Annotated in this window: 3 protein-coding genes and 1 pseudogene; all 4 read left to right on the top strand. The window is 75.4% G+C overall.

The features are described from left to right. Window positions 1-5,534, top strand: a 5,534-nt coding sequence (locus BLA60_RS45020) for a type I polyketide synthase (RefSeq protein ID WP_075137407.1), incomplete at its 5' end; no start/stop codon positions are given. 30 nt (window positions 5,535-5,564) lie between these two features. Beyond that, window positions 5,565-8,540 (top strand): annotated as a pseudogene (locus tag BLA60_RS35315) (type I polyketide synthase); the annotation flags it as partial. Beyond that, window positions 8,537-9,289, top strand: coding sequence for a thioesterase II family protein (locus tag BLA60_RS35310; protein WP_075137405.1), 753 nt, complete (start codon window positions 8,537-8,539; stop codon window positions 9,287-9,289). The pseudogene BLA60_RS35315 and the gene BLA60_RS35310, both read left to right, overlap by 4 nt. Next, complete coding sequence (locus tag BLA60_RS35305; RefSeq protein ID WP_075137404.1) at window positions 9,286-9,672, top strand: nuclear transport factor 2 family protein; 387 nt, start codon at window positions 9,286-9,288, stop codon at window positions 9,670-9,672. The genes BLA60_RS35310 and BLA60_RS35305 overlap by 4 nt, the downstream gene beginning before the upstream one ends. Window positions 9,673-9,708 lie beyond the last annotated feature (36 nt).

The following is a 9,708-nucleotide window of genomic DNA, read 5'->3' as shown; positions in this document are numbered from 1 at the left end:
GTGCTCTTCCGATCTCGCTGGTCGCCGCCGCCCTCGACCAGCGGGCCCTGCGCGCCAGGGCCGCCAACGGCGAACTGCCCCCGCCGCTGCGCGGCCTGGTCCGGGTGCCGACCCGGCGGGCCGCCACCGCCGCCCCGGCCGACCTCGGTGACCTGGACGAGCTCGTGCGCCGGCACGCCGCCGCCGTCCTCGGGCACGCCTCGGTCGACACGGTCGCCCCGACGACGGCGTTCCGCGACCTCGGGTTCGACTCGCTGACCGCCGTGGAGCTGCGCAACCGGCTCAACGCCGCCACCGGGCTGCGGCTGCCGGCGACCGTCACCTTCGACCACCCCAACGCCGCCGCCCTCGCCGACCACCTGCGCGGCCAGCTCGCCGGCGCCGGCCCGGTCGCGCTCGCCCCGGCGGTCACCGGCCCGGTCGACGAGCCGATCGCCATCGTCGGCATGGCCTGCCGCTACCCCGGCGGCGTGCACACCCCCGAACAGCTCTGGGACCTCGTGCTCGCCGAGACCGACGCGATGTCCGGGTTCCCCACCGACCGGGGCTGGACCGTGCACGCCCTGCCCGGCCCGGACACCGGGCGCACCGAGCACGCCGCCGTCGGCGGGTTCCTGCACGACGCCGCCGGGTTCGACCCGGCGTTCTTCGGCATCTCGCCACGCGAGGCGCTGTCCATGGACCCCCAGCAGCGGCTGCTGCTGGAGATCTGCTGGGAGGCCGTCGAACGCGCCGGCATCGACGCGACCACGTTGCGCGGCAGCCGAACCGGGGTCTACGCCGGCGTGATGTACCACGACTACGGGCGGGGCGCGGCCAACCCGGACGGCTACCTGGTCACCGGCAACACCGGCAGCGTCGCCTCCGGGCGGGTCGCCTACGCGCTGGGCCTGGAGGGCCCGGCGCTGACCGTCGACACCGCGTGCTCGTCGTCGCTGGTGGCGCTGCACCTGGCCGGTCAGGCACTGCGCCGGGGGGAGTGCTCGCTGGCGCTGGCCGGCGGGGTCACCGTGATGTCCACACCGGACATGCTGGTCGAGTTCAGCCGCCAGGGCGGGCTCGCGCCCGACGGCCGCTGCAAGGCGTTCGCCCAGGCCGCCGACGGCACCGGGTTCGCCGAGGGCGCCGGCGTCCTGCTGCTCGAACGGCTCTCCGACGCCCGCCGCAACGGTCACCCGGTGCTCGCGCTCGTCCGGGGCAGCGCGGTCAACTCCGACGGCGCGTCCAACGGCCTGACCGCCCCCAACGGCCCCTCCCAGGAACGCGTGATCCGCCAGGCCCTCGCCGACGCCCACCTGTCCACACAGGACGTCGACGTGGTGGAGGCGCACGGCACCGGCACCACCCTCGGTGACCCGATCGAGGCCCAGGCGCTGCTCGCCACCTACGGCCGGGACCGCGCCGAGCCGCTGCTGCTGGGCACCGTCAAGTCGAACATCGGGCACACCCAGGCCGCCGCCGGGGTCGCCGGGGTGCTGAAGATGGTGCTCGCCCTGCGCCACGGCCTCGCCCCCCGCACCCTGCACGTCGACGCCCCGTCGCCGAACGTCGACTGGACCGCCGGGCGGATCTCGCTGCTCACCGGCACCACGCCCTGGCCGGACACCGGTCGACCGCGCCGCGCCGCCGTGTCGTCCTTCGGCGTCAGCGGAACCAACGCCCACGTCGTCCTGGAACACGTCGCGCCGCCGCCCGCCGAGCACCCCGAGCCGGACGGGATCGTGCCGTGGCTGCTCTCCGCCCGCACCGACCAGGCCCTGCGCGCCCAAGCCGCCCGTCTGGTGTCCCTCGTGGACGAACCGGCCGGCCGGCACGACGTCGGTTTCTCCCTGGCCACCGGCCGGACCGCGTTCGCCCACCGCGCCGCGGTCCTCGGCGCCGACCGCGACGAACTGCGCGCCGGCCTGACCGCCCTCGCCGCCGGCACCCGCGCCGCGACCGTGCTCACCGGAGCGGACACCGGCGGCGGCACCGCGTTCCTGTTCTCCGGCCAGGGATCCCAGCGTCCCGGTATGGGCGCGCAACTGTACGCGCGGTACCGCCCGTTCGCCGACGCCTTCGACGAGATCGGCGCGCTGCTCGACCCGCACCTCGACCGCCCGCTGCGGGAGGTGGTGTTCGGCGACGACCCGGAACCGTTGAACCGCACGGACTTCGCCCAGGCCGGCCTGTTCGCGCTTGAGGTCGCGCTGTTCCGGCTGTTCGAGCACTGGGGCGCCCGCCCGGACCTGCTCATCGGCCACTCGGTCGGCGAACTGGCCGCCGCGCACGCCGCCGGGGTGCTCTCGGTCGGAGACGCGTGCACCCTGGTGGCCGCGCGCGGCCGGCTGATGGCCGCCCTGCCGCCGGGCGGGGCGATGGCCGCCGTCCAGGCCAGCGAGAACGAGGTCCTGCCGCTGCTGGTCGAACGCGAGCACGAGGTCGTCATCGCCGCGGTCAACGGCCCGTCGTCGGTGGTGCTCTCCGGCGACGAACCGGCGGTGGCCGAGCTGGTCGCCGCGTTCGCCACCCACGGCCGCCGCACCACCAGGCTGCGCGTCACGCACGCCTTCCACTCGCCCCGCATGGACCAGATGCTCGCCGAGTTCCTGCAGGTCGCCGAGACCCTCACCTACCACCCGCCGGCCATCCCGCTGGTCTCCAACCTGTCCGGCACGATCGCGACCGACGAGGACGTGTGCCGCCCGAGGTACTGGACGCGCCACATCCGCCAGCCCGTCCGCTTCGCCGACGGCATCGCCGCCCTCGCCGCCGCCGGGGTGCGCCGCTACCTGGAGCTGGGCCCGGCCGGCACCCTGTCGGCCCTGACCCGCGACTGCGACCCGACCGCGACCGTCCTGCCGCCGGCCCTGCGTCCCGGCCGGCCGGAACCGCGCACGGTGCTCACCGCCGTCACCGCCCTGCACGTCCACGGCGGCCGGGTGGACCTGTCCACCCTGTTCGACTCCCGCCACCGCGTCGACCTGCCGACCTACCCGTTCCAGCGCGACCGCTACTGGCTCCCGGCGGCCGTCGCCCCACCGGCCCTCGGCGTCGAGCCGGCCAGCCATCCGTTGCTGGGTGCGGAGATCCCGCTGCCCGACGGGGTCCTGTTCACCGGTCGCCTGAGCCCCCGCGACCATCCCTGGCTGGCCGACCACACGGTCCACGGCACCACCATCGCCCCCGGCGCGCTGCTGGTCGAGCTGGCCCTGCACGCCGCCCACCACACCGGTCAGTTCCAGGTGGACGAACTGACCCTGCACACCCCATTGTCCCTTCCGGACCCCGACGGCGTCACCGTCCGGGTGACCGTCGAGGGAAACACCGTCGCCCTGCACTCCCACACCGGCGACACCTGGCGCCTGCACGCCGACGGTGTCCTCTCCGCCGCTCCCGCCCCGACCGCGGCGGCGGCCTCGGCCTGGCCCCCGCCCGGCGCCATCCCCGAGGACCTCGACGCGTCGCGTGCCGCCGTCGCCGAGGGCGGCCTGGGGTACGGGCCGGCCTTCGGCGGGCTGCGGGCCGCGTGGACGCTGGGGGAGCAGGTCTTCGCCGAGGTCGAGCTGCCGCCCGACGTCGACGCCGGCCGCTACCTCGTGCACCCCGCCCTCCTGGACGCCGCCCTGCACCCGCTGCTGTCCCGGCTGCGGCCCGACAACGGCCAGGTGTGGCTCCCGTTCTCCTGGTCCGGTGTCTCGGTCGCCACCCCGGGTGCGCGGTCCGCCCGCGTCACGCTGTCCCTGTCGGACTCCTCGGTCGCCGTCGAGCTGACCGACGAGGCCGGCGGTCCGATCGCCTCGGTGGCCTCCCTCGCCGGCCGCCCGGTCGACGCCGGCCGGCTCGGTGGCCCGGTCGCCATCCCGCTGCACGTCCTCGACTGGGTCCCGGCCACCCCGACGGCGGCGGTGGGTCCCGTCGCCCGGTGGGACGACGTGCTCGCCAACCCGGGGCCGGCGCCCGACCTGGTCACCCTGACCGTCGACGGCGGCCCGCACGAGGCGTGTCACCAGGTGCTCGCGGCCCTGCGAACAGTGGTGGGGGACACCAGGTTCACCGGCACCCGGCTGGCCGTCCTCACCCGTGCGGTGGTCGAGGGCGGCGCCGACGCGGCGGTGTGGGGCCTGGTGCGCTCGGCCCAGTCCGAGCACCCCGGCCGGTTCGTCCTGGTCGACCTCGACGACGACACCGGCCTGCCCGCCGCCCTGGGCACCGGGCAACCCCAGGTCGCGGTGCGCGCCGGGCAGCCGCTGGTGCCCCGGCTCGCCCGCGTCACCCCCGGGGACTCCACCGGAAATTCCACCCCGGACTTCGGTGACGGGCCGGTCCTGCTCACCGGGGCCACCGGCGCGATCGCCCCGGAGATCGCACGCCACCTGGTGACCGCGCACGGGGTGCGGCGGCTGGTCCTGGTCAGCCGCAGCCGGCACGCCGCCGAACTGGCCGACGAGCTGACCGCCCTGGGCGCCGAGGTCACCACGGCCGCCTGTGACGTCGCCGACCGCGCCGCGCTGGCCGAACTGCTCGACTCGCTGCCCGCCCCCACCTCGGTCGTGCACGCCGCCGGGGTGCTCGACGACGCCACCCTCGAGAACCTGACCCCCCAACGGATCGACGCCGTCCTCGCGTCCAAGGTGGACGCGGCGGTGAACCTGGACGCGCTCACCGGTGACCTGTCGGCGTTCGTGCTGTTCTCCTCCGCCGCCGGGGTGCTCGGCACCCCCGGCCAGGCCGCCTACGCCGCCGCCAACGCCTTCCTCGACGGGTTCGCCCAACGCCGCCACGCCCAGGGACGTCCGGCGACGTCGGTGGCGTGGGGGCCGTGGGCGGTCGGCGGCATGGCCGCCGGGCTCGCCGGCCAGGACCGGCGGCGGCTGACCGGCACCGGCGTCCGGCCGCTGTCCACCGACCAGGGCCTCGCGTTGTTCGACGCCGCGATCGCCAGCGGGCGGCCCGCCGTCGTCGCCGCCCGCGTCGACCTCACCGCCCTGGGCACCCACGTGCCGCCGATCCTGCAGGGCCTGGTCAAGGCCCCGCCCCCGGACACCGGGCCGGCCGACACGCTGGCCGACACGCTGGCCGACAGGCTGGCGACCGTGCCGGCCGGCGAGCGGGAACCGCTGCTGCTGGAGCTGGTCCGGACGAGCGTGGCCGCCGTGCTCGGGCACGCGTCGGCCGAACAGGTCCCGCCGGACGCGGCGTTCGCCGACCTCGGGTTCGACTCGCTGACCGCCGTCGAACTCCGCAACCGGCTCGACGAGCGGACCGGGCTGTCCCTGCCGGCCACCCTGGTCTTCGACCACCCCAACCCGGCCGCGCTGGCCGCGCACCTGCGCGAGCGGATCGCCGTGCCGGAGCCGTCGCTGCTGCGCGAGTTCGACCGGATCGCCGACGCGGCCGGCGACCTCGACGACACCACCCGCGAGGACCTCACCGCCCGCCTGCGCGGGCTGCTGGCCCGGCTGGAGACCCCGGCCGACGGCGCCGGCCTGGTCGACACGGCCACCGACGAGGAGCTCTTCGACCTCCTCGACAAGGACTTCGGGATCTCGTGAGAGGGCAGGACGATGTCGGACGTTGACAGGCTTCGCGCGTACCTCAGGAAGGCCACCGCCGAGCTGTACCAACTGCGCGACCAGGTGCGCGCCGCCCAGGAGCGGCACACCGAACCGGTCGCGATCGTCGGCCTGGCCTGCCGCTTCCCCGGCGGCGTCAGCTCACCCGAGCAGCTGTGGGACCTGGTCACCGGCGGCGGCGACGCCATCACCGAGTTCCCCGCCGACCGGGGCTGGGACGTCGCGGACCTCTACGACCCCGACCCCGACGCCCCCGGCCGCACCTACACCACCCGAGGTGGTTTTCTCGACGGCGCCGGGGACTTCGACGCCGGCTTCTTCGGCATCTCCCCCCGTGAGGCGCTGGCCATGGACCCGCAGCAGCGGCTGCTGCTGGAGGTGTCCTGGGAGGCGCTGGAGTCCGCCGGGATCCCGGCGCACGAGGTGCGCGGCAGCGCCACCGGCGTGTTCACCGGCGTCATGTACCACGACTACCTGACCCGGCTGCGCGAGGTTCCCGCCGAGCTGTCCGGGTTCCTGGGCACCGGGGCGGCCGGCAGCGTCGCCTCCGGCCGGGTCGCCTACACCCTGGGTCTGGAGGGCCCGGCGGTCACCGTCGACACGGCGTGTTCGTCGTCGCTGGTGGCGTTGCACCTTGCCTGCCAGTCGCTGCGGCTGGGGGAGAGCACGCTGGCGCTGGCCGGCGGGGCCACCGTGATGGCCACCCCGGCGCCGTTCGTGGAGTTCAGCCGCCAGCGTGGGCTGTCGGCCGACGGGCGGTGCAAGGCGTTCGCCGCCGGGGCCGACGGGGTCGGCTGGGCGGAGGGGGTCGGCGTGCTCGTGCTGGAACGGCTGTCCGACGCGCGGCGCCACGGGCATCCGGTGCTGGCGCTCGTGCGCGGCAGCGCGGTCAACTCCGACGGCGCGTCCAACGGCCTGACCGCCCCCAACGGGCCCTCCCAGGAACGCGTGATCCGCCAGGCCCTCGCCGACGCCAACCTGTCCACACAGGACATTGACGTGGTGGAGGCGCACGGTACCGGCACCACGCTCGGTGACCCGATCGAGGCCCAGGCCCTGCTCGCCACCTACGGTCAGGACCGCGCCGAGCCGCTGCTGCTCGGCTCGGTCAAGTCCAACCTCGGGCACACCCAGGCCGCCGCCGGGGTCGCCGGCGTGATCAAGACCGTGCTCGCCCTGCGCGCCGGCCTGCTGCCAGCGACCCTGCACGTGGACGCCCCTTCACCGCACGTCGACTGGTCGGCCGGCGCCGTGACACTGGCGACTGGCAACACGCCGTGGCCGGCGACCGGGCGCCCCCGCCGGGCCGCCGTGTCGTCGTTCGGGATCAGCGGCACCAACGCGCACGTCGTCCTCGAACAGGCGACCGACCCCGAAGCGGAACCCACCCCCGACACCCTCCCGTTGGCCAACCCGCTGGCCAACCCGCCCTGGGTGCTCACCGCCCGCACGGAGACCGCGCTCACCGGCCAGGCCGCCCGCCTGCTGTCCCACCTCGACGGCCGCGACCCCCGCCCCGGCGACGTCGCGTACTCGCTGACCACCGCCCGCCACCCGCACCGGGCCGTGCTCGTCGCCGACGACCTCGACGGCTACCGCCGGGCCCTGTCGGCGCTGGCCTCGGGCGAGCCGGCCGCCGGGGTGGCGACCGCGCGGGCCCGCGGCGGTAAGACCGCGTTCGTGTTCTCCGGCCAGGGCGCGCAACGACCAGGCATGGGCCGCGAGCTGTACGCCGAGTTCCCGGTGTTCGCCCAGGCCCTCGACGAGCTGTGCGCCCGGCTGCCGACCGAGATCCCGTTGCGCGAGGCCATGTTCGGCGACGGCGACCTGCTGGCCGACACCGGCTACGCCCAGCCGGCGCTGTTCGCGTTCGAGGTCGCGCTCTACCGGCTGTTCGAGGACTGGGGCCTGCGCCCGGACTACGTCGCCGGCCACTCGATCGGTGAGCTGGCCGCCGCGCACGTCGCCGGCGCGCTGCCGCTGGCCGACGCCTGCCGCCTGGTCACCGCCCGCGCCCGGCTCATCGGCGGCCTGCCCCCCGGCGGCGCGATGGTCGCCGTGCGCGCCGGCGAGGAGGAGGTCACGCCGCTGCTGGCCGGCACCCCGGTCGCGCTGGCCTCGGTCAACGGGCCGCGCGCGGTGGTCCTCGCCGGTCCCGAGGCCGACCTCACCCGCCTGGTGGACACCCTGGGCCGGCGGGCGACCCGGCTGCGGGTCAGCCACGCCTTCCACTCCGCCGCCCTCGACCCGGTGCTCGACGCGCTCGCCGAGGTCGCCGGCGGCCTCACCGTGACCGAGCCGGCGATCCCGGTCGTCTCCGGCCTCACCGGCAAGCCAGAGGACCTCGCCAGCCCCGGCCACTGGGTGGCGCAGGCGCGGGAACCGGTCCGGTTCGCCGACTGCGTCCAGTACCTGAGCGCCGAGGGTGTGCGCCGCTTCCTGGAGATCGGCCCGGACGCGGTCCTCACCCCGCTGATCCGCGACTGCGTCGTCGGTGACGCGGCGATCGTGGCGGCCCAGCGCCGCGACCAGCCGGCGACCGGTGCGGTGCGCACCGCGCGGGCCCAGCTGCACGCCCACCACGCCGACCTCGACCCGGTGTCCGTGCCCGGTGCCCGCCGGGTGCCACTGCCGACCTACGCCTTCGAGCACCAGCGGTACTGGCTGGCCTCGGACTCCACCCTGACCTACGCCCTCGGCGCCGAGCGGCCGCTGGCCACGGCGGAGGAGGGCGAGCTGCTGGCGTTCGTGCGGGCCGCGGCGTCGGCGGTCATGGGCCACGCCAGCCCGGAGGCCGTCGCGGCCGACGACGACTTCCTCGACATCGGCTTCACCTCGCTGACCGCCGTCGAGCTGCGGGACCGGCTCGGTGCCGCGACGGGGCTGGAGCTGCCGGTGAGCGTCATGTTCGACTGTCCGACCCCTCTCGCCGTCGCGGCCCACCTGAAGGCCGAGCTGGCGAACGCGAAAGGCGAGCAGCGATGACTACGACCGAGACGACCGGGGCGTGGCTCCGCCGCTACCACCCCGCCCCGCCCGACACCCCGCTGGTGGTCCTGTTCCCGCACGCCGGTGGTGCCGCAAGCGCTTTCCTGCCACTGTCCGCGGCGCTGGCCCCGTCCGTCGAGTCCCTGGCCGTGCAGTACCCCGGCCGCCAGGACCGCCGCCGCGAACCGTGCGCCGCGAGCATCGCCGAACTGGCGTCCCGGATCGCCGCCGAGCTGGCGCCGTTGACCCGTCGCCGGATCGTCCTGTTCGGACACAGCATGGGCGCCCTGGTGGCCTACGAGGTGGCGCTGCTGCTGGAGGGCGCCGGCACCCCGCCGCTGGCCGTGGTCGCCTCGGCCAGCAAACCACCTTCCCGCTTCGAGATCGACTTCGGCGACGTCGACGACGACGCCGTGCTGATCGACCGGCTACGCACGCTCAGCGGCACCGGAACCGGTGTGCTGGACGACACCGAGCTGCTGGCGGCGATCCTGCCGGCCGTGCGCGGCGACTACCGCGCCCTGCGCGGCTACCGGGCCGACCCCGGCACGCGCCTGAGCCGCCCCCTGACCGTCCTGACCGGACTGGACGACCCGATGGTCAGTGTCCGGGACGCGACCGGCTGGGCCGCGCACACCACCGGTGGCTTCCGGGTTCGCAGTTTCCCCGGCGGCCACTTCTACCTCGAGCGGCACCGCGACGCCGTCGCCGGTGTGCTCACCGACATCATCCGGAGGTCCCCATGAGCCACACGGCGTTCCGCACCGCGGTCGAACGGCACGATCTGAAGCTGATCCGCGCGTCACTGGCCCACGACGTGGTGGTGCACAGCCCGGTCACCGCCAGGCCGTTCCAGGGCAGGGACGTGGTCACCGAGCTGGTGTGGGCGGCCAGGGCCGGCGTGCTCGGTTTCGAGTACACCGACGAGATCCTGGCCGACGGGATGGCCGGCCTGATCTTCCGTGGCCGGATCAAGGGCAGGCCGGCCGAGGGCATGGATCTCGTGCGCTTCAACAGGTCCGGTCTGGTCGCCGACCTGACGGTGATGATCCGCCCGCTGTTCGCGGCCAGCGCGTTCAACGAGGTGATGGCCCCGGTGGTGGCGGAGCTGATGGGCCAGGCTTCATGATCACCATCTACTTCGGAATCACCGGTTATGTCTAGT

The organism is Actinophytocola xinjiangensis, assembly GCF_001921215.1.
GTDB lineage: Bacteria > Actinomycetota > Actinomycetes > Mycobacteriales > Pseudonocardiaceae > Actinophytocola > Actinophytocola xinjiangensis.
This window is presented reverse-complemented; position numbering and strand designations above follow the sequence as displayed.